Origin of the sequence: Streptomyces sp. NPDC052023 (genome assembly GCF_044548465.1) — a bacterium.
In the GTDB taxonomy this organism is placed as follows: domain Bacteria; phylum Actinomycetota; class Actinomycetes; order Streptomycetales; family Streptomycetaceae; genus Streptomyces.
On record NZ_JBIUBW010000003.1, the window covers coordinates 1 to 19,601 of the forward strand.

Consider the following 19,601-nt stretch of genomic DNA (forward strand, 5'->3'; position numbering starts at 1 on the left):
AAGCTGGCCGAGGAGGTCACGGCGGGTCTGACCGGCATGGAGGTCCCGCTGCGGGTGGCGGTCATGGGCTGCGTGGTGAACGGTCCCGGTGAGGCCCGCGAGGCGGACCTCGGCGTGGCCTCCGGCAACGGCAAGGGGCAGATCTTCGTCAAGGGCGAGGTCATCAAGACCGTTCCCGAGTCCAAGATCGTCGAGACGCTGATCGAAGAGGCCATGAAGCTGGCCGAGCAGATGGAGGCGGACGGGGCGGCGACGGACGCCCCCGCCGGCACGGGGAAGCCGGCAGTGACTGTGAGCTGACACGAGGCACGGACCGAGAGGGGGCCCGAGCGTGACGATTCTGGAGAACATCCGGGGACCACGTGACCTGAAGGCGCTGTCCGAGGCGCAACTTGGCGAACTGTCCGAAGAGATCAGGGAATTCCTGGTGCACGCGGTCGCCAGAACCGGCGGCCACCTCGGGCCGAATCTGGGCGTGGTCGAACTGTCCCTCGCGCTCCACCGGGTCTTCGAGTCCCCGGTCGACCGCATCCTGTGGGACACCGGCCACCAGAGCTACGTACACAAACTGCTGACAGGGCGTCAGGACTTCTCCAAGCTGCGCGGCAAGGGCGGACTGTCCGGCTATCCCTCGCGCGAGGAGTCCGAGCACGACGTCATCGAGAACTCCCACGCCTCCACCGCGCTCGGCTGGGCCGACGGGCTCGCCAAGGCGCGCCAGGTGCAGGGGGAGCAGGGCCATGTCGTCGCGGTGATCGGTGACGGCGCGCTGACCGGCGGAATGGCCTGGGAGGCGCTGAACAACATCGCGGCCGCCAGGAACCGGCCGCTGATCATCGTCGTCAACGACAACGAGCGCTCGTACGCCCCCACCATCGGCGGCCTCGCCAACCACCTCGCGGCGCTGCGCACCACCGACTCGTACGAGAGGGTGCTGGCCTGGGGCAAGGACGTGCTCCAGGGCACGCCCCTGGTCGGGCACACCCTCTACGAGGCGCTGCACGGCGCCAAGAAGGGCTTCAAGGACGCCTTCGCGCCGCAGGGGATGTTCGAGGACCTCGGCCTGAAGTACGTCGGGCCGATCGACGGACACGACGTGAAGGCCGTCGAGTCGGCGCTGCGGCGCGCGAAGCGCTTCCACGGGCCGGTGCTGGTGCACTGCCTCACCGAGAAGGGGCGTGGCTACGAACCCGCCCTCGCGCACGAGGAGGACCACTTCCACACCGTCGGTGTGATGGACCCGCTGACCTGCGAGCCGCTGGCTCCCGCGGGCGCGCCGTCCTGGACCTCGGTGTTCGGGGACGAGATCGTGAGGATCGGGGAGGAGCGGGAGGACGTCGTGGCGATCACGGCGGCCATGCTGCACCCGGTGGGACTGGGCAGGTTCGCGGAGCGCTTCCCGGACCGCGTGTGGGACGTCGGGATCGCCGAGCAGCACGCCGCCGTCTCCGCGGCCGGTCTCGCCACCGGCGGACTGCACCCGGTCGTCGCCGTCTACGCCACCTTCCTCAACCGCGCCTTCGACCAGCTCCTGATGGACGTGGCGCTGCACCGCTGCGGGGTGACCTTCGTCCTGGACCGGGCCGGGGTGACCGGAGTCGACGGGGCCTCGCACAACGGCATGTGGGACATGTCGATCCTCCAGGTCGTGCCCGGGCTGCGGATCGCGGCGCCGCGTGACGCCGACCAGCTGCGGGCGCAGCTACGGGAGGCGGTCGCCGTCGACGACGCGCCCACGCTGGTGCGGTTCCCCAAGGAGTCCGTGGGGCCGCGCGTCCCGGCGGTCGACCGGGTGGGCGGCATCGACGTACTGCACCGGGCCGGGGCACCCGAGGTGCTGTTCGTCGCGGTGGGCGTGATGGCGCCGGTGTGCCTGCAGGCCGCCGAGCTGCTCCAGGCCCGGGGGATCGGCTGCACGGTGGTGGACCCACGGTGGGTCAAGCCCGTGGACCCCGCGCTGCCCGGCCTGGCCGCCGAGCACCGGCTGGTGGCCGTGGTCGAGGACAACAGCCGGGCGGCGGGGGTCGGTGCCGCCGTGGCGCTGGCGCTGGGCGACGCCGACGTGGATGTGCCGGTCCGGAGGTTCGGCATCCCGGAGCAGTTCCTGGCGCACGCCAAGCGGGGTGAGGTACTCGCCGACATCGGTCTCACACCGGTCGAGATCGCCGGGCGGATCGGCGCGAGCCTTGCCGTACGCCAGGAGCGGTCCCGGCAGGGCGCCGGTGCCGGCCGGGAGCGCGCCGCACCGCAGCAGCCCTCCAGGGGGGCCGTCGTACCGGTGCCGGAGCAGCCCACCAGGGCGACCGCCGCCGGGGAACCGCTGTCCAAGGAGACCCACCCATGACCACCGCGGAACCCGCCACCCCAGCGCCGGAGCCGGTGCCCGGCGGCGCCTTCGACCTCGGCGCGCTGCTCGCCGAGCGCGGGGCCGAGCGCTACGAACTGCACGCCCGGCACCTCAACCACCAGCTGCCGCGCATGCTGCACACCATCGGCTTCGACAAGGTCTACGTGCGGGCCGAGGGCGCCTACTTCTGGGACGCGGACGGCGGCGACTACCTGGACATGCTGGCCGGCTTCGGGGTGATGGGCCTGGGGCGCCATCACCCCGTCGTCCGCAAGGCCCTGCACGACGTCCTGGACGCGCAGCTCGCCGACCTCACCCGGTTCGACTGCCAGCCGCTGCCCGGACTGCTCGCCGAGCGGCTGCTCGCCCACAGCCCGCACCTGGACCGGGTGTTCTTCGGCAACAGCGGCACGGAGGCGGTGGAGACCGCGCTGAAGTTCGCCCGGTTCGTCACCGGCCGGCCCAGGGTCCTGTACTGCGCGCACGCCTTCCACGGCCTGACCACCGGCTCACTGTCCGTGAACGGCGAGTCGGGCTTCCGGGACGGTTTCGCCCCCCTGCTGCCGGACACCGCGGTGGCGCTCGGCGATCTCGACGCGCTGGCACGGGAGCTGAAGAAGGGCGACGTCGCCGCGCTGATCGTGGAACCGATCCAGGGCAAGGGCGTGCACGAGGCCCCGCCCGGCTACCTGCGGGCCGCGCAGGAGCTGCTGCACCGGCACAAGGCGCTGCTCATCGCGGACGAGGTGCAGACGGGCCTGGGCCGCACCGGCGACTTCTACGCGTACCAGCACGAGGAGGGCGTCGAGCCCGACCTGGTCTGCGTCGCGAAGGCACTCTCCGGCGGATATGTGCCGGTGGGTGCCACGCTCGGCAAGGACTGGATCTTCAAGAAGGTCTACTCGTCGATGGACCGGGTGCTGGTCCACTCGGCCAGCTTCGGCTCCAACGCCCAGGCCATGGCGGCCGGTCTCGCGGTGCTGTCCGTCATGGAGAGCGAGCGGGTCGTCGCGGGCGCCCGTGCCACGGGCGACCTGCTCAGGTCCCGGCTGGCCGCGCTGGTCGGCAAGTACGAACTGCTCGCGGACGTGCGTGGCCGTGGACTGATGATCGGCATCGAGTTCGGCCGGCCCCGGTCGCTGAAGCTGCGCAGCCGCTGGGCCATGCTCCAGGCCGCACGCAAGGGGCTCTTCGCGCAGATGGTCGTCGTCCCGCTGCTCCAGCGGCACCGGATCCTCACCCAGGTCTCCGGCGACCACCTGGAGGTGATCAAGCTGATCCCACCGCTGATCATCGGGGAGCGGGAGGTGGACCGGTTCGTGGAGGCCTTCACGGCCGTGATGGACGAGGCGCACAGCGGCGGCGGACTGATGTGGGACTTCGGCAGGACGCTCGTGAAGCAGGCGGTGGCCCACCGCTGACGCCGGGGGGTTCGGCGGGCCTTGCCTCTGAGGCAAACAATTTGCCCCTGAGGCAATCGTCCGGCTGAATGGAGCCATGAGCTCCTCTTCCGAGCCCGGGGCCGAGCCGGCCGTGTCGCTGCCGGCCGTCGCCCCGCAACTCCGCGAACTGCGCCGGCGCGCCTCCCTCACCCTGGAGGCCGCCGCTCGCTCGGCCGGGCTCTCGCCCGCCCATCTGTCCCGGCTGGAGACCGGGCAGCGCCAGCCGTCGCTGCCGATGCTGCTGGCCCTCGCCCGTATCTACGGTACGACCGTCTCGGAGCTGCTCGGCGAGACGGTCGCCGACCGGGACGCCGTCGTGCGGGCCGCCGACATGGAGCCGAGCGGCGCCGGCGGCTGGACGTACTGGCAGGCGGGCGCCTCCGGGCGGGGCATGCAGGCCCTGCGGGTGCATGTGCCCTACGGCTCGCAGGGCGACATCGTGCGGGTGCACGCCGGTGAGGAGTGGCTGTACGTCCTCCAGGGACGGCTGCGGCTGCGCCTCGGGGATGCCGCGCACCGGCTCGGCCCGGGCGACAGCGCCCACTTCGACTCCCTGACCCCGCACCGCATCGCCGCCGAGGACCCGGGCGGGGTCGACCTCCTCTTCGTCCACACCCTGCTGCAGAGCCCCACGGCCGCGCTCTGCCTCGGCCCTACCACGGGAGACATGCCATGAGAGACACCGAGGGGAAGATTCCCCGGGGTATCTGGGTCCGGTTCGTCATCTACCTCGTGGCGGGACACCTCTTCGCCGGCTTCCTCTATCTGCTTTTCGAGGTCGGCGCCAAGTAGAGGTCAGTCGAGCAGGCGCTCGCGCAGTCGTTCCCGGGTCCCGGGGGCTACGCCGAGCCCCTGCGCCAGGTAGGTGTCGACGTCGCCCCAGGTCTCCTCGACGGTCTCGAACGCCGCCGTCAGATACTCGGCGCGCGCGTCGAAGAGCGGGCTGAGCAGCTCCATGACCTCCGGGGAGTACGCCGAGGCGGAGCTGCCGCCCCGGTGCACCTTGTAGCGGCGGTGCTTGGCGTTGGACTCCAGGTAGTCGGCGAGGATCGCCTCGCGCTCCACACCCAGCGCGAGCAGCGTGACGGCGATCGACAGCCCGGCGCGGTCCTTGCCCGCCGCGCAGTGCATCAGCGCGGGGACGCTGTCCTCGGCGATCGCGTGCAGCACCTGGGAGTGCTCGGCGGTGCGCTCCTTGACGATCATGCGGTACGAGGTGACCATCCGGTCCGCGGCCCTGCCGTCGGCCAGGACCTCCCGCAGCTGCTCCACGTCGCCGTCCCGGACCATCTTCCAGAACTCCGCGCCGTCCGCCGGGTCGGACAGCGGCAGGTTGACGTTGCGCACACCCGGCAGCTCGATGTCCGGGCCCTCCAGCCTCTGGTCCGCGGCGTTACGGAAGTCGAAGATCGTGTGCAGCCCCAGTGAGGCGAGGAACGTGGCGTCCTGCGCGGTCGCGTGGGCGAGGTGGCCGCTGCGGAACAGCACTCCCTGCCGCACCCTGCGCCCGTCCACCGTCGGCAGTCCGCCCACGTCACGGAAGTTGCGCACTCCGGCCAGTTCGGGCTCGGTCGACGGCACGTGCTGCGTCACGGGGGCTCCCTCCCATCGGCCCCGTCGGCGCGGCTCGTCGACGGGCACGTCTTGACGATACGACACGGATTTCCCCGGCCATGAGTTGTCCTGAGGCGGTCAGGGGAGCACGAACTGCGCCCGCGAGCCGTACACCCGACAGCGCTGTACCAATGTGGCGAATCGGGCGAAATGCGCGGGATGTCTTCATGGTGCGACGGGGGCCGCATCCTGAACCGGGTGTGACTGTTTTTCCTCCAAGAATCCCATCTAGGCTGTCTGTCCGAATTAGGCCCTTCTTTCCAACTCTCTCTCAAATAAGGAAACCTGGAGCAGGGTCACGTGAGCAGCGTCATATCCGTGACCGAGCGTCGTTTGTCATGCATGTGTAATTCACGTGCCTTTTAAGGGCGTTTACGGAAATCACACGCTCTCCGATGCACGGAGTGTGACCGGAATTCGGGTGAACGGATCACGAAAACGGCGTTCCGGCGGAACCTCTTGCTTGTCCCGTTGCGTCGCGGTCGCTTACGTTCCACACCGATCCGGGCGGACGCCTAATCCTGCCGCCGCCCGGTGCCCGCGCAAACCCACCCGTGTTCGGCAGGAGCGGGGGACCCACAGGTAGTTGCCTGTTCCGGTTCCCGGAACGGCTCGGGGTAAAGCCTCGTCCCGACGCGGCCGGACATCTCCAGTCCGCACCCGACAGCTCACCTCGCAGGCGCCGGAGAGGAATTCGCCATGCCCGCGAAGGGTAAGCACCGCCGTCCGAAGACCCAGCGCTTCACCCGTTCCATCGCCGTCGCCGGAACCGGTGGCGCCGCACTCGCCCTCCCGCTGATGGGGGCCGCCGGCGCCCACGCCGCCACCCCCCAGTCCGCCGCGGAGAAGGCCGTTCAGTCGGTCCCGGTCCAAAAGACGGCAGTGCAGCAGCAGTCCGCCGAAAAGCAGTCCACCGCCAAGAAGGCCGGTGTGCGGACGTATTCGGTGAAGGTCGGCGACTACCTCTCGAAGATCGCCGACGAGCAGAACGTCAGCGGTGGCTGGCAGCGGCTCTACGAGGACAACCGTGAGGCGGTGGGTCAGGACCCGTCGCTCATCCACCCCGGTCTGAAGCTCACGATCGGCGCGAAGGCAGCGGCGAGCGGCGGTAAGCAGCCGACCGCGCCGTCCGCCGCCGCTCCCTCCGCCCCGGCCGCATCGCCGGCCACGACCGAGGCGTCGCAGTCCTCGAACGCGTCCGAAGCCGCGGCGAACACGTCCGAGGCCCCGGCCTCCACCCAGGCCGCGGAGACCGCCACCTCCACCGGCTTCTCCGCCCCCGTGGACGGCGCCGGCGTCGGTACCGCCTACCGCGTGGCAGGCAGCATGTGGTCCAGCGGCTACCACACGGGCGTCGACTTCGCCGCCGCGACCGGCACCCCGCTGAAGGCCGTCGGCGCGGGCACGGTCGTCTCCGCGGGCTGGGCCGGCGCGTACGGAAACCAGGTCGTCATCAAGCTCGCCGACGGCTACTACGCCCAGTACGCCCACCTGTCCTCGCTCTCCGTCGCCAGCGGCCAGAGCGTGACCGCGGGCCAGCAGATCGGCCTCTCCGGTTCGACCGGCAACTCCACGGGCCCGCACCTGCACTTCGAGATCCGCACCACGCCGGACTACGGCTCGGACGTCGACCCGGTCGCCTACCTCGCCTCCAAGGGCGTCTCGATCGGCTGACGCACGCGCCGCTCACGCCACCGAAGGCCGGACCCCGATCCCCGGGTCCGGCCTTCGGTGCGTTCGGTGCCTGCGGTCGTTGCGGGCCTACGGCGTTATTCCGCAGTTGACCAATCCTTTGGCCGTGGCCTTTCTCACCGTCCGTCAACCCCTTCCTACGGTCGCGTAGGTCACATTCGAAGGGGAATCATGTCCCGACGTGGCAGACGATTCGAAGAGTGACAGCAGATCAGTGATCGGGTCGTACGTGGCGGTGGGGGACAGCTTCACCGAGGGCGTCGGCGACCCCGGCCCCGACGGGGCGTTCGTCGGCTGGGCCGACCGGTTCGCCGTACTGCTCGCGGACCGCCGTCCCGAGGGCGACTTCCAGTACACCAATCTCGCCGTGCGCGGCAGGCTGCTCGACCAGATCGTGGCGGAACAGATCCCGAGGGCCGTCGAACTCAGGCCGGACCTGGTGTCGTTCTGCGCCGGCGGCAACGACATCATCCGCCCGGGCACCGACCCCGACGACGTGGCCGAGCGCTTCGAGACGGCGGTCGCCGCGCTGACCGCCGCCGTCGGCACCGTCCTGGTGACGACCGGTTTCGACACCCGGGGCGTCCCCGTGCTCAGGCATCTGCGCGGCAAGATCGCCACCTACAACGGCCATGTGCGGGCCATCGCCGACCGGTACGGCTGCCCGGTGCTCGACCTGTGGTCGCTCAAGTCCGTCCAGGACCGCCGAGCGTGGGACCACGACCGGCTGCACCTGTCTCCCGAGGGGCACACGCGGGTGGCGCTGCGCGCCGGTCAGGCCCTACGCCTCGCCGTCCCCGCCGACCCGGAGCAGCCCTGGCCGCCGCTTCCGCCGCGGGGCACCCTCGACGTGCGCCGGGACGACGTGTACTGGGCGCGTGAGTACCTGGTGCCGTGGATCGGCCGGCGGCTGCGCGGTCAGTCCTCCGGCGACCACGTCACGGCCAAGGGCATGCTGTCGCCGGACGACATCAAGATGCGGATCGCGTCGGTGGCTTGAGGCGTTCGGTGCACAGGGCGACGGATCGCCGGCGGCTCAGCGCCGCCCGGCCGCCGGCACCTCCGTCAGCCCCAGCTCCCGGGCCAGCGCCTCGTCCACCCACTCCTGGGCACGCGCGCGGGAGACCGCTCCCGCGTAGGACGTGATCTGCACGGCCAGCCCGTCGAGCAGGGCGGTCAGGCGCAGGGCCGAGCCCATGGGGTCCGGGCAGTGGAACTCGCCGGCCGCCACACCCTCGGCGATGACCTCGGCGATCGCCGCCTTCCACCGCTTGTCGAGGTCCCGGGTGACCTCCCGCAGCGCGGGCTCGCGCAGCGCCGCCGCCCAGCCCTCGATCCACAGCCGCCAGCCCTTGGCCGGGCCTGTCGGCGCGTACCAGCGCACCGCCGACCGCAGCCGGCGCAGTGCCGTCGTCCGCCGCCCGAGCAACTTGCCCAGATGGGCGAGATCGTCCTCCGCCGCGTACGCGAACGCGGCGGCGACCAGCCTCTCCTTCGTCGAGAAGTGGTACAGCACCAGCGCGTTGCTCACACCGAGCGCGGAGGCCACATCGGCGATCCGCACCGCCGCCACGCCCCGTGTCTCGATCTGCTCCACGGCGGCGCGCAACAACTCCTCGCGCCGCTCCGCCACGCTCAACCGCACTCTCGCCACCCCGTCACCCTAACGGGCCACGTCCGGCCGGTGGCCGGGCGGTGACCTTCCCCTCAGCGGTACGACCCGAAGCGCTCCGCGAGCAGTGGCAGCCGGTCCGCGGCCACGGCGTGCGCGGCGGCACGCGGCGTGCTCCCGTCGGCCTCCGCGCGTGCCAGCACCACATCGGTCAGGGCGCGCATCGAGCGCCGCGTGTACGCGAACGCCTCGTCCGCGTCCGCGCCGATGTCGCCGAACAACGTCCACCACCACCACGCGTTCGTTCCGGAGTTGACCACCACGTCGGGCAGCACCGCCACCCCGCGCGCGGTGAGCAGCGCCTCCGCCTCCGGGACGACGGGCATGTTGGCGGCCTCGACGATCCAGCGGGCGGTGATGCGCTCCTGGTCCGCGACACCGACCGCGTAGGAGACGGCGGCCGGCACCAGCACCTCCGCGTCGGCGGCCAGCCAGGCGTCGCCGGGAAGTTCGCGGTCCCCGGGGCGCAGCGCCGAGCGGGCGACCGTGCCGTAGGCGTCCCGCGCGGCGAGCAGCGCGTCGACGTCGAGCCCCGCCGGGTTGGCGATCGTGCCCCTGACGTCGGCGACGGCCACGACGGTCAGGCCCGCGCGCGTGAGGAAACGTGCCGTTGCGCCGCCCATGGTGCCCAGGCCCTGCACGGCGACCCGGGTGCCCGCGTACGGCACGCCTGCCCGGTCCAGGGCCGCCAGCACGGACTCCGCGACCCCGCAGCCGCCGACCAGCTCGCCCAGCCCGATCCCGTCCACCCGCACCGCGAAGGCGTCGGCGAGCCGTCTGCGGGCCGCCACCTCGTCGTCCAGCAGCGGATACACGGCCTGGATCGACGAGACGAGCCCTGCCTCGGCGGCGGCCCGGTCCACCAGGTCCTGGGTGACACCGAGGTCCTCGCCGGTGGTCCAGAACGTCTCGATGTACGGCCGCACGGCCCGCAGGTACCGCACCAGCAACCCGTACGCTCCCGGGTCCCGGGGGTCGCAGTCGATGCCGCCCTTGGCGCCGCCGAGGGGGACGTAGCGGGCCTCGGGGTCGTAGTGCAGGGCCTCCTTCACCGTCATGCCGCGGGCGAGCCCGGCGACCTCGTCCAGCGTGCAGCCCGCGCGCATCCGGAGCCCGCCGCTGGCGACGCCGCGCACCAGGCGGTCGACGACCAGGAAGCCCTGGCGGCCGGTGACGTGGTCGGTCCAGGTGAGCGACAGCAGGGGGGTGGTCACGGAAAGCTCCTTGTGGCAGCAGGTGTCTCCCGGCTCGCGCGCAGGCCTACGTACTGAATCACGAGTCAGTATGGGGCCGGGCGGCGAGTGGTGTCGGTGGGGCGGACCATAATGGAGCTCTCACCGATTCCACCTGGAGGTACCGTGGCCGGTTCCCGTTCCCTGAGCTCCGGGCTCCGCGCGCTGCAGCCCGCGGCCTTCGGCGTGGAGCCGAGCGGCGAGCGCATGGCGCGCATCCGCAGATCGCCGCACTTCAAGGACGGAGTGTTCCAGAACCCCGGCGGGCCCTCGCGGATCCGGCCCTCGGGTTCCACGCTCGAGTTCGCCAAGACCTACTTCGACAAGGACGCGCGCAACCGCCGCACGCCTCACGGTGCGGTGCCGGTGCACCCCACCACGGCCGCCGACCTCGCCCGGCCGCCCGCCACCGGCCTGCGGCTGACCTGGCTGGGCCACTCCAGCGTCCTCGCGGAGATCGACGGACAGCGGGTGCTCTTCGACCCCGTCTGGGGCGAGCGCTGCTCCCCGTTCGCCTTCGCCGGGCCCAAGCGGCTGCATCCGGCGCCGCTGCCCCTGGCGGCCCTCGGCCCGGTCGACGTCGTGGTCATCTCGCACGACCACTACGACCACCTGGACCTGCCCACGATCAAGGCGCTGGCGGGCATGGACACGCTGTTCGCCGTGCCGCTCGGCGTCGGCGCCCACCTGGAGCACTGGGGGGTCTCCGCGGACCGGCTGCGGGAGCTCGACTGGCACGAGTCGGCCAAGGTCGGCGGGCTCACCCTCACCGCCACGCCGGCCCGCCACTTCTGCGGCCGCGGCCTGCGCAACACCCAGCACACCCTGTGGGCGTCCTGGGTCGTGGCCGGTGAGAAGCACCGGATATTCCACAGCGGTGACACCGGGTACTTCGAGGGCTTCCGTGACATCGGCGCCGACCACGGCCCGTTCGACGCGACGATGATCCAGATCGGCGCCTACAGCGAGTTCTGGCCGGACATCCACATGACCCCCCAGGAGGGCGTCAGGTCGCACCTGGACCTGCAAGGCGGGGACGTGGGCCCGGGTGTGCTGCTGCCGATCCACTGGGGGACCTTCAATCTCGCCCCGCACCCCTTCGCCGAGCCAGGCGAGTGGACGAAGGACGCGGCCGGAGCGGCCGGGGTGGCGGTGGCGCTGCCCCGGCCCGGCGAGCCCTTCGAGCCGGGCGGCACGCTCCCGGTGGCGCCCTGGTGGCGCTCGGTCACGGCACCTGTGGCCCGCCACTGGCTGCGCACCCCCGCCCCCGGCGCCACACCGTCCGCCGAGGGCGACCTCGACTTCGCGGGTGACCGGTAGCGGGTGACCGGTGGCGGGGGCGCCCGCCTGACGGACGGGCGGCTCACGATCCGGAGACCAAGAACACGATCAGCGTGTACTGGACGCCGGTGCCCACCCGGCCGCCGGTCACCGCGGCGACCACCGCGGTGACCGCGACCCGCGCCGACTGCACCGCCGTCGCCGCGCCGAGCAGCCGGCCGCGGTGGCCGGCGAAGCGCGTGCCCAGCCGGCCGCCCGCCAGCGCCCCGGCGAGGAACGCCCCGAGCGACACGACGGAGGCGAGCGCCGACAGCTCCCCCGAGCCCGCCAGCGCGAAACCCCAGGAAGACCACGTTGCCGGTCATGTTGGCCACGAAGACATGCCCGAGGGCGAGGTAGCTCACGGCGTCGACAAGGCCGGTGACGACCGTCAGGGTCAGCAGCAGCGGAGGCAGCGGCCCGTGCCGGTCCCCCGGCGCGGAACCAGCGTGCGCAGTGCGTCAGTCAGCAAGACGCGCACGGCGACCGCCCTCCGGTACGGCGGACGGACGGTGCAGCACCACGCGGGTGAGCAGGCCGCTCGACGGGCCGGCCACGATCGCCACGACGACGACCCACACCGGCCAGGGCGAGATCCCCAGCGCCTCGTCGGCGGACCATCCGCCCGGCCCCGTGAGGGCCAGCGCCGCCGAGACCACGACGAGGACCAGGGGGTACTCGTAGCCGTCGTTCTGCACCCACAGCCCCTTGTGCCACTTGACGGTGGCCGCGACCGTCATCACCCCCGTCGCGGCCATGGCCGCCAGGGGCGTCAGCAGCCCCGCGGCCAGGAACAGGCCGGCGCCGATCTGACTGCCGCCCGCGACGAGCGCGGTCAGCGTGCCGCCCCGGAATCCGTCCCGGCGGAACTCCTCGGTCCCGCCTGGGAATTCGGCCATGGGTGACGGTGTGGGCTGGAGAAGAAGCCGGGAATCACCCCGGAGTGGGCTTTCCGGTGCGCCATGGGAAAGGGCCGGCAGGCTTTTCGCGGACCCCCGGCCGACGCCCTGAACATTAGGGGCGGCCGGGACACCGCGGTTTCCTCCGCGTGCACCGGAATCGTCCTCACAGCGCACAGGTGCCGCATCTCGGTGCGCCGTGAAGCCACGGGCGGTGCACGCACGGGCAATTGCCGGCCGTTCGCCCGTCCTAACGTGCTGAGGCACGGCACCGGAGTCGTCCCGCGGGCGTCCGGGCCGTCCCGCCGGAAGGACCGGCGGGGCGCACGACACTCCAGGAGTCACACATGTCCGACGCTGTCGAGCCGGTGCAGCCGGTACTGGAACCCGCGGCGGCCGCGTTCGCGGAGGCCACCGCCCATCCGCCCTACCTCTTCGACCTCGCTCCCGCCGAGGGGCGCAAGGCCGTCGACGAGGTGCAGTCCGGTGAGATCGACAAGCCGCGGATCGACGAGGAGTGGATCACCGTTGCGGGCGGTCCGACGGGCAGTGTCCGGGCCCGCGTCGTCAAGCCCGCCGGAGCCGCGGGCACCCTGCCGGTCATTCTCTACATCCACGGCGCCGGCTGGGTCTTCGGCAACGCCCACACCCACGACCGGCTGGTCCGCGAACTCGCCGTCGGGGCCGGCGCCGCCGTCGTCTTCCCCGAGTACGACCTCTCGCCCGAGGCCCGCTACCCGGTCGCCGTCGAGCAGAACTACACCGTCGCCCAGTGGGTCGTGCAGCAGGGCGCGAGCAAGGGGCTGGACGGTTCCCGGCTGGCGGTGGCCGGTGACTCCGTCGGCGGCAACATGACCGCGGCGCTCACCCTGATGGCCAAGGAGCGCGGTGACGTCCCGTTGGTGCAGCAGGTGCTGTTCTACCCGGTCACGGACGCGCGCTTCGACACAGGTTCCTACCGGCAGTTCGCCACCGGCTACTTCCTGCGCCGGGACGCCATGCAGTGGTTCTGGGACCAGTACACGACCGAGGAGGCCGAGCGCGCGCAGATCACCGCGTCGCCGCTGCGGGCCACCACCGGCCAGCTCGCCGGTCTGCCCAAGGCCCTGGTCATCACGGCCGAGGCGGACGTCCTGCGCGACGAGGGCGAGGCGTACGCCAGCAAGCTCCGCGAGGCGGGTGTCCCGGTCACGGCTGTGCGCTTCCAGGGCGCCATCCACGACTTCGTGATGCTCAACGCGCTGCGCGGCACACACGCCGCCGAGGGTGCGATCACGATGGCCGTCACGACCCTGCGCGCCGCGCTGCACGCCGCCTGAGACCCGGCAGAGGAAGCAGGCCGAGGACTCCCGCCGGCCGGACGGCCCGCCGCCGGCTTTCTCGTGGCCCTCCTCGTCGCGCGCGAGGAGGGCCATGTCGTGAACGGGCGCTTCATGACCGCATCTGACCAGGTGAGATCGATCGGGTGCGACACGGGTGTCATCACCTCGGCGCGCTTATCGGTCTGTCGTACGAGGCCTCATACCAGAGCGGGACGATTGCCGTAGGACTTTGTCAACTGCCCACCGCACATGATGCGTTGCCGACTACTGTGAGTGTCCGCCGGGCGACGCAGGGCCGAAATTCGTCGGCGTCGTCGGCCGGCACCGAGCCGCCGCATGCCCGGGTCGAGCAGACCGGGCCCCGCCCCGGCTTCCGACCGCCGGACCAGTACGAGGACGCCCGATGTCACACCTCCGCGCACCGGCCGCACGCGCAGACCGCCGCGAGGGCGGGCGGCACGGACGGCCGGTCGCCCGCCCCGCTCCCTCGCTGCCCGAGGCCCACATACGGCCCCAGTTGCTGCGACTGGCCGTACTGCCCCCGGTCGCGGTCGCCCTCAGCGCCTGCGCGGCGGTGCTGTTCACCGTCCGCTCCACCGGCGCCCGCACCGGCCTCACCCTGTGGGCCGTGCTCGCCTGCGCGGTCTGTGTGACGCTCGCCGGCATCGGGATCGCCGCGATCGCCGCCGGCCGGGCCGCGCGCGCCGTGCACGAACGGGTCGGCGCGCTGCGCCGCAGCAGTGCCCGACGGGAGGCCGATCTGCGCACCCTCGTCGAGGCGTTGCGCCGAGGCGAGCCGCCACCGCAGCGCAAGCCGCGCGGCGGTCCGCCCGAGGACGCCGACGACTTCGAACTGCTCGCCGCCGATCTGGCCCGCGCGCACGACGGCGCCGTCACCGCCGTCGTGCAGGCCGCCCAGCTCTCCAGCCAGGCCGGCAGCGAACAGAAGCTCGAGGTCTTCGTCAACCTCGCCCGGCGCCTCCAGTCGCTGGTGCACCGCGAGATCGCGATCCTGGACGACCTGGAGAACGAGATCGAGGACCCCGACCTGCTCAAGGGCCTCTTCCACGTCGACCACCTCGCGACCCGCATCCGCCGTCACGCCGAGAACCTCGCCGTCCTCGGCGGCGCCGTCTCCCGGCGCCAGTGGAGCAACCCCGTCTCCATGACCGAGGTACTGCGCTCGGCGATCGCCGAGGTCGAGCAGTACTCGCGCGTGCGGCTCGTGCCGCCGATCGACGGCACCCTGCGCGGCCACGCCGTCGCCGACGTGATCCATCTGCTGGCCGAACTCGTCGAGAACGCCACGGTCTTCTCCGCCCCGCACACCCAGGTGCTGCTGCGCGCCAACCTCGTCACCTCCGGCCTCGCCGTCGAGGTCGAGGACCGCGGGCTGGGGATGCCCGTCGCCGAGCAGAACAAGATGAACGCCCTGCTCACCGACCCCGACCAGGTCAATGTCGCCCGCCTGCTCGCGGACGGCCGGATCGGGCTGTTCGTCGTCTCCCAGCTGGCCCGGCGGCACGGCATCACCGTCCGCCTGCAGACCAACATCTACGGCGGCGTCCAGGCGGTCCTCGTCGTGCCGCAGGCGCTGCTCGGCAGCCAGCAGCCCGAGGCCGCCCGCCCCGCGCCGCAGCACCCCGCCCCTGCTACCTCCCGCCCCGCGCCGCCCCAGCAGCCCCCCGCACCCGATACCTCCCGCCCCGCGCCACCGCAGCAGCCCCCCGCCCCCGAGGCCGCCCGCCCCGCTCCGCCTCCGCCCCCGCGGCATCACCAGCCCGCGCCCGACGCCCCGTCGGCGCCCGCTCCCACCGGCACGAGCCCCTCGCCCCTGCCGGTCCGCGGCGCCCACGAGGAGCGGCCCAACCCGGCCGAGGCCGTGCCCGGCATCCGGCCCGAGGACCGGCCGGCCGTCGAGGGACACGCCGCCGCCCCACTCGCCCCGCGCACGGGCACCGTCCGCGGCACCATGGGCAAGCCCCAGCTGCCCCGGCGGCGCGCCCAGCAGCACATCGTGCCGCAGTTGCGCGGCGGCCCGGCGCCCCGCCAGGAGGACGAGCAGCTCGTCGGCCACGACCCCGGTCTGATGGCGGCGTTCCAGCGCGGCATCGGCCTCGCCGAGGCCCAGCAGCAGGTCCGGTCCGACGACTCGGCGTCCGCGCATCCGGAGCCCCCGTACGCGGACTTCTCCGCTCCGGAGCCGTCGCCTCCGGAGCCTTCCCGCCTGGCGCCCTCCCACCTGGAGCCGTCGCCTCCGGAGCCTTCCCGCGGGGGGCATTCGCACCTGGAGCCGCCGTCACCGGAGCCGTCTCGTGCGGAGACCTCCCATCCGGGGGCCTCCCACCTGGGGGCCTCCCATCCCGGGCGCCCCTCCCCGGAGCCCCAGCACCTGGGTCGCCCCGCCACGCCGTCGGCCTCACCGCCGGACGCCCGCCGCACGGACGTTCCCCCCAGGCCGGCGCAACTCCCCATGGTCGTACCGCACATGAACGCACACCACACAGGCGTACCGCACACGGACGCCTCGCACAGGGACGCACACCCCACGGGCGTACGGCACATGGACGGGTCCCACGGGCCCCAAGCACCCCGCATGACCCCGGACCACCCCGCCCGGCACGACGGGAGCGGGCCAGCCGGATGACCGCCGCTGCTGCCGCCGCCGTCGCCACCCCCACCGCAATGACCGCCGGCGCACCCACGGGCGCGCCCGCAGACCTTCGTATCCCAAGGAGTCGATCCACCATGGCGACCGATGCCCCCACCGGCCATGTATCCGATCTCGACTGGCTGATGAGCGGCCTCGTGCAGCGCGTACCGCACACCAGCAGCGCGGTGCTCCTCTCCTGCGACGGGCTCGTGAAGTCGGTCCACGGCCTCGACCCCGACAGCGCCGACCACATGGCGGCCCTGGCCTCCGGCCTGTACTCCCTCGGCCGCAGCGCCGGGGTGCGGTTCGGCGACGGCGGTGACGTCCGGCAGGTCGTCGTCGAACTCGACTCGACACTGCTGTTCGTCACCACCGCCGGCTCGGGCACCTGCCTGGCCGTGCTGGCCGGCCGCGAGGCGGACGCCGCGGTGCTCGGTTACGAGATGGCCATGCTGGTCAAGAGCGTCCGCCCGTACCTGGTGACCGCTCCCCGGCAGCAGTCCGTCGAACCCCCGGCGATGAGGCCTTGAGCGTGACGGCGGCCGGCGACGGGCCGTGGCTCGACGAGGCGGCCGGACGGCTGGTGCGCCCCTTCACGGTCAGCAACGGCCGCACCCGCCCCAGCGTCGCCCTCGACCTCATCTCGCAGGTGATGGCCACCGGAGCCACCCCCCTCGGCTATCTCGGCCCCGAACACACCCAGGCGCTCGACCTGTGCCGGGCGCCGGTGTCGGTCGCCGAGGTCGCCGCGCACCTCATGCTGCCGGCGGTGGTCACCAAGGTGCTCCTGTCGGACCTCGTCGACTGCGGGGTGCTCACCACCAAACCCCCCGAGTTCCACCACAACCCCACGGACCGGGCCCTTCTGGAGGCAGTGCTCGATGGACTACGACGACAGCTCTGACCACGACTACGACTCCGGCCACGACGACGGACCCGGCTACGCGGACGGCTACGACGCCGACCCGTTCCCCACCGCGCTCAAGATCCTGATCGCGGGCGGGTTCGGGGTCGGCAAGACCACCTTCGTCGGTGCCGTCAGTGAGATCGCGCCGCTCAGTACGGAGGAACTGCTCACCACCGTCAGCGCCGCCACCGACAACCTCGACGGCATCGAGAACAAGGTCGAGACGACGGTGGCGATGGACTTCGGCCGCATCACCCTCGACCCGGAACACGTCCTGTACCTCTTCGGCACGCCGGGGCAGGAGCGGTTCTGGTTCATGTGGGACGAGCTGTGCGAGGGCGCCCTCGGTGCGGTGATCCTCGCCGACACCCGGCGACTGGAGGACTGCTTCGCGGCCGTCGACTTCTTCGAGGAACGCGGACTCGGGTTCATCGTCGCCGTCAACGAGTTCGACGGCGGCCACCGCTACGACCCCGAGGAGGTACGCGCCGCCATCGACCTCGACCCGGAGATCCCCGTCGTGTGCTGCGACGCCCGGATCTCCGCCTCCGGAGTCCAGACCCTGCTCACCCTCGTACGCCATCTCATCGCCCACGCACCCGTCACCCCCGCGCCCAGCCACGGCGCGCACATGTGACAACCGCACACACCGCACCGGAGCCGCATATGACGTACGCCCACAGCGACGGGACCCGGACATGAGGTACGACCCGCCGCGCCCGGCCGGTCGGCTGCTGCTCACCCCCGAGGACAAGGAGGCACCCGCGAGAACGCGGCGGCTGCGCCAACTGGGCCTGGGGGAACGTCCGGAGCCCGGCCTCGACGCCTTCGCGGGCCATCTGGCGTCGCTGACCGGTGCGCCGTACGCGATGGTCAACTTCCTCGGTGAGGGGGGCCAGTTCTTCGCCGGCCTGCACGCGCCCGACGTCGGGCTGGTCGTGAAGGAGGACGGGACCCGGCCGGTGATGGGCCGCTTCCTGCCCCGCGACCACGGGTTCTGCCCCCATGTGGCGGTCCGGCACAAGGCGCTGGTGCTCGAGGACGTCCGCGACTACCCGCGCTTCGCGGGAAACCCGGTCGTCGACGAGTTCGGCATCCACTCCTACCTCGGCGCGCCGCTCATCGACACCACGGGCATGGTGCTCGGCACCGTCTGCGCCGCCGATGTCTCCCCGCGGGCCTGGGGGCGTTCCGGTCTGGAGACCATCAAGGCTGCGGCCGTGGACCTCACCGGACGGCTCGACGGGCCCCTGAGCGGCGGATCTCTGCTCTGACCAGGTGAACGTGGCGCCTGAGGCGTGAAGGAAAGCTGCGGCGGCGGTTAAGAAATCCTCGATGGACCAGGACGGCGGCGTACGGCAGATTGCTGTGCGATTCCACTTCTCTCCCCGTCCGGGGGCTTCTTCGCCATGCCCGCGGCAGGGATCTCACCCTCAGGAGCCGTAGCGGTGAAGGCACTGGTCAAGGACAAGGCGGCACCAGGGCTGCGGCTCATGGACGTCCCGGAACCCGACGTCGGCCCCGGCGACGTACTGATCAAGGTGCTGCGCACCGGTATCTGCGGCACCGACCTGCACATCCACGCCTGGGACGGCTGGGCGCAGCAGACCATCCGCACCCCGCTGGTGCTCGGGCACGAGTTCGTCGGCGAGGTCGCCGGAACCGGCCGGGACGTCACCGAGATCAAGTCCGGCGACCGGGTCAGCGGCGAGGGCCATCTGGTGTGCGGCAAGTGCCGCAACTGCCTGGCCGGCCGCCGCCACCTGTGCCGGGCGACCGTCGGGCTCGGGGTCGGACGGGACGGCGCCTTCGCCGAGTACGTCGTGCTGCCCGCGACCAATGTCTGGGTGCACCGGGTGCCCGTGGACCTCGACGTGGCGGCGATCTTCGACCCGTTCGGCAACGCCGTGCACACCGCGCTGTCGTTCCCGCTCGTCGGCGAGGACGTACTGATCACCGGGGCCGGCCCGATCGGGCTGATGGCGGCGGCCGTGGCCAGGCACGCGGGCGCCCGCAACGTCGTCATCACGGACGTCAGCGAGGAACGCCTGGACATCGCCCGCAAGATAGGCGTCAGCCTCGCCCTGAACGTGCGGGACGGGCGGATCGAGGACGGCCAGCGGGCCCTCGGCCTGCGGGAGGGTTTCGACATCGGGCTGGAGATGTCGGGCCGCCCGGAGGCCCTCCAGGACATGATCGCGAACATGACGCACGGCGGGCGGATCGCGATGCTCGGACTGCCCGCCCAGGAGTTCCCGGTCGACTGGGCCCGGATCGTCACCTCGATGATCACCATCAAGGGCATCTACGGCCGGGAGATGTTCGAGACCTGGTACGCCATGTCGGTGCTGCTGGAGGCCGGCCTGGACCTCGCGCCCGTGATCACCGGCCGGTACGGCTACCGCGACTTCGAGACGGCGTTCGCCGACGCGGCGAGCGGCCGCGGCGGCAAGGTCATCCTCGACTGGACCGCGTAACCCCGACAGCACCTTAAGGAGACC

At 72.2% G+C, this 19,601-nt stretch carries 20 protein-coding genes and 1 riboswitch; of the genes, 15 read left to right on the plus strand and 5 right to left on the minus strand.

Annotated features, from left to right (window positions below):
* The 5 genes from ACIHCM_RS07510 to ACIHCM_RS07530 all read left to right on the plus strand — a co-directional run.
* A partial coding sequence (locus ACIHCM_RS07510; RefSeq protein ID WP_399890613.1) for a flavodoxin-dependent (E)-4-hydroxy-3-methylbut-2-enyl-diphosphate synthase occupies positions 1 to 300 on the plus strand: 300 nt, incomplete at its 5' end.
* 31 nt (positions 301 to 331) lie between these two features.
* On the plus strand, positions 332 to 2,344 hold the full coding sequence (gene dxs / locus ACIHCM_RS07515; protein ID WP_399890616.1) for a 1-deoxy-D-xylulose-5-phosphate synthase: 2,013 nt from the start codon (positions 332 to 334) through the stop codon (positions 2,342 to 2,344).
* Complete coding sequence (locus tag ACIHCM_RS07520; protein ID WP_399890619.1) at positions 2,341 to 3,768, plus strand: aspartate aminotransferase family protein; 1,428 nt, start codon at positions 2,341 to 2,343, stop codon at positions 3,766 to 3,768. Before dxs ends, ACIHCM_RS07520 begins: the two co-directional genes overlap by 4 nt.
* A gap of 76 nt (positions 3,769 to 3,844) precedes the next feature.
* On the plus strand, positions 3,845 to 4,465 hold the full coding sequence (locus ACIHCM_RS07525; protein ID WP_399890622.1) for a helix-turn-helix domain-containing protein: 621 nt from the start codon (positions 3,845 to 3,847) through the stop codon (positions 4,463 to 4,465).
* A complete protein-coding gene (locus tag ACIHCM_RS07530; protein WP_399890625.1) occupies positions 4,462 to 4,581 on the plus strand; it encodes a DUF6126 family protein in 120 nt (39 codons plus the stop codon). Before ACIHCM_RS07525 ends, ACIHCM_RS07530 begins: the two co-directional genes overlap by 4 nt.
* 3 nt (positions 4,582 to 4,584) lie before the next feature.
* Here the strand turns inward: ACIHCM_RS07530 and ACIHCM_RS07535 are convergent, their stop codons facing one another.
* Positions 4,585 to 5,382 (minus strand): tyrosine-protein phosphatase, encoded by a 798-nt coding sequence (locus tag ACIHCM_RS07535; protein ID WP_399890628.1) that lies wholly within the window; start codon positions 5,380 to 5,382, stop codon positions 4,585 to 4,587.
* Positions 5,383 to 5,942: 560 nt separating this feature from the next.
* Positions 5,943 to 6,098, plus strand: a riboswitch (cyclic di-AMP (ydaO/yuaA leader).
* A gap of 4 nt (positions 6,099 to 6,102) precedes the next feature.
* Here ACIHCM_RS07535 and ACIHCM_RS07540 point away from each other — a divergent pair.
* Positions 6,103 to 7,077 carry a LysM peptidoglycan-binding domain-containing M23 family metallopeptidase gene (locus tag ACIHCM_RS07540; RefSeq protein WP_399890630.1) on the plus strand — a complete coding sequence of 325 codons (975 nt, stop codon included), beginning with the start codon at positions 6,103 to 6,105 and terminating at the stop codon, positions 7,075 to 7,077.
* A 232-nt stretch (positions 7,078 to 7,309) separates the two neighbouring features.
* Positions 7,310 to 8,095 carry an SGNH/GDSL hydrolase family protein gene (locus tag ACIHCM_RS07545; protein WP_399892164.1) on the plus strand — a complete coding sequence of 262 codons (786 nt, stop codon included), beginning with the start codon at positions 7,310 to 7,312 and terminating at the stop codon, positions 8,093 to 8,095.
* Positions 8,096 to 8,131: 36 nt separating this feature from the next.
* Here ACIHCM_RS07545 and ACIHCM_RS07550 read toward each other — a convergent pair whose 3' ends face one another.
* Positions 8,132 to 8,749 carry a TetR family transcriptional regulator C-terminal domain-containing protein gene (locus tag ACIHCM_RS07550; protein WP_399890633.1) on the minus strand — a complete coding sequence of 206 codons (618 nt, stop codon included), beginning with the start codon at positions 8,747 to 8,749 and terminating at the stop codon, positions 8,132 to 8,134.
* A gap of 53 nt (positions 8,750 to 8,802) precedes the next feature.
* A complete protein-coding gene (locus ACIHCM_RS07555) occupies positions 8,803 to 9,981 on the minus strand; it encodes a Glu/Leu/Phe/Val dehydrogenase dimerization domain-containing protein (protein ID WP_399890636.1) in 1,179 nt (392 codons plus the stop codon).
* Positions 9,982 to 10,125: 144 nt separating this feature from the next.
* Here ACIHCM_RS07555 and ACIHCM_RS07560 point away from each other — a divergent pair, with 144 nt between their 5' ends.
* Positions 10,126 to 11,319: an MBL fold metallo-hydrolase gene (locus tag ACIHCM_RS07560; RefSeq protein WP_399890639.1), complete on the plus strand. Its 1,194-nt coding sequence runs from the start codon at positions 10,126 to 10,128 to the stop codon at positions 11,317 to 11,319.
* A gap of 43 nt (positions 11,320 to 11,362) precedes the next feature.
* On the opposite strand, the gene ACIHCM_RS07565 is transcribed toward ACIHCM_RS07560, so the two are convergent.
* A complete protein-coding gene (locus ACIHCM_RS07565) occupies positions 11,363 to 11,572 on the minus strand; it encodes a hypothetical protein (protein WP_399890642.1) in 210 nt (69 codons plus the stop codon).
* A gap of 208 nt (positions 11,573 to 11,780) precedes the next feature.
* Entirely contained in the window at positions 11,781 to 12,218 is a 438-nt protein-coding gene (locus ACIHCM_RS07570; RefSeq protein WP_399890645.1) for a DoxX family protein, read from the minus strand.
* A 347-nt stretch (positions 12,219 to 12,565) separates the two neighbouring features.
* Here ACIHCM_RS07570 and ACIHCM_RS07575 point away from each other — a divergent pair, with 347 nt between their 5' ends.
* The 7 genes from ACIHCM_RS07575 (at position 12,566) to tdh (ending at position 19,577) form a co-directional block, all read left to right on the plus strand.
* Positions 12,566 to 13,537 (plus strand): alpha/beta hydrolase, encoded by a 972-nt coding sequence (locus ACIHCM_RS07575; RefSeq protein WP_399890648.1) that lies wholly within the window; start codon positions 12,566 to 12,568, stop codon positions 13,535 to 13,537.
* A gap of 406 nt (positions 13,538 to 13,943) precedes the next feature.
* Positions 13,944 to 16,187: an ATP-binding protein gene (locus ACIHCM_RS07580; protein WP_399890651.1), complete on the plus strand. Its 2,244-nt coding sequence runs from the start codon at positions 13,944 to 13,946 to the stop codon at positions 16,185 to 16,187.
* Between the two features lie 101 nt (positions 16,188 to 16,288).
* Positions 16,289 to 16,723: a roadblock/LC7 domain-containing protein gene (locus ACIHCM_RS07585; RefSeq protein ID WP_399890654.1), complete on the plus strand. Its 435-nt coding sequence runs from the start codon at positions 16,289 to 16,291 to the stop codon at positions 16,721 to 16,723.
* A 2-nt stretch (positions 16,724 to 16,725) separates the two neighbouring features.
* Positions 16,726 to 17,097, plus strand: a complete 372-nt coding sequence (locus ACIHCM_RS07590; RefSeq protein ID WP_399892167.1) for a DUF742 domain-containing protein — start codon at positions 16,726 to 16,728, stop codon at positions 17,095 to 17,097.
* Complete coding sequence (locus ACIHCM_RS07595) at positions 17,075 to 17,737, plus strand: GTP-binding protein (protein WP_399890657.1); 663 nt, start codon at positions 17,075 to 17,077, stop codon at positions 17,735 to 17,737. Before ACIHCM_RS07590 ends, ACIHCM_RS07595 begins: the two co-directional genes overlap by 23 nt.
* Before the next feature lie 61 nt (positions 17,738 to 17,798).
* Entirely contained in the window at positions 17,799 to 18,374 is a 576-nt protein-coding gene (locus ACIHCM_RS07600; RefSeq protein WP_399890660.1) for a GAF domain-containing protein, read from the plus strand.
* 174 nt (positions 18,375 to 18,548) lie between these two features.
* Positions 18,549 to 19,577 carry an L-threonine 3-dehydrogenase gene (tdh, locus tag ACIHCM_RS07605; RefSeq protein ID WP_399890663.1) on the plus strand — a complete coding sequence of 343 codons (1,029 nt, stop codon included), beginning with the start codon at positions 18,549 to 18,551 and terminating at the stop codon, positions 19,575 to 19,577.
* The last annotated feature ends 24 nt before the right edge of the window (positions 19,578 to 19,601 follow it).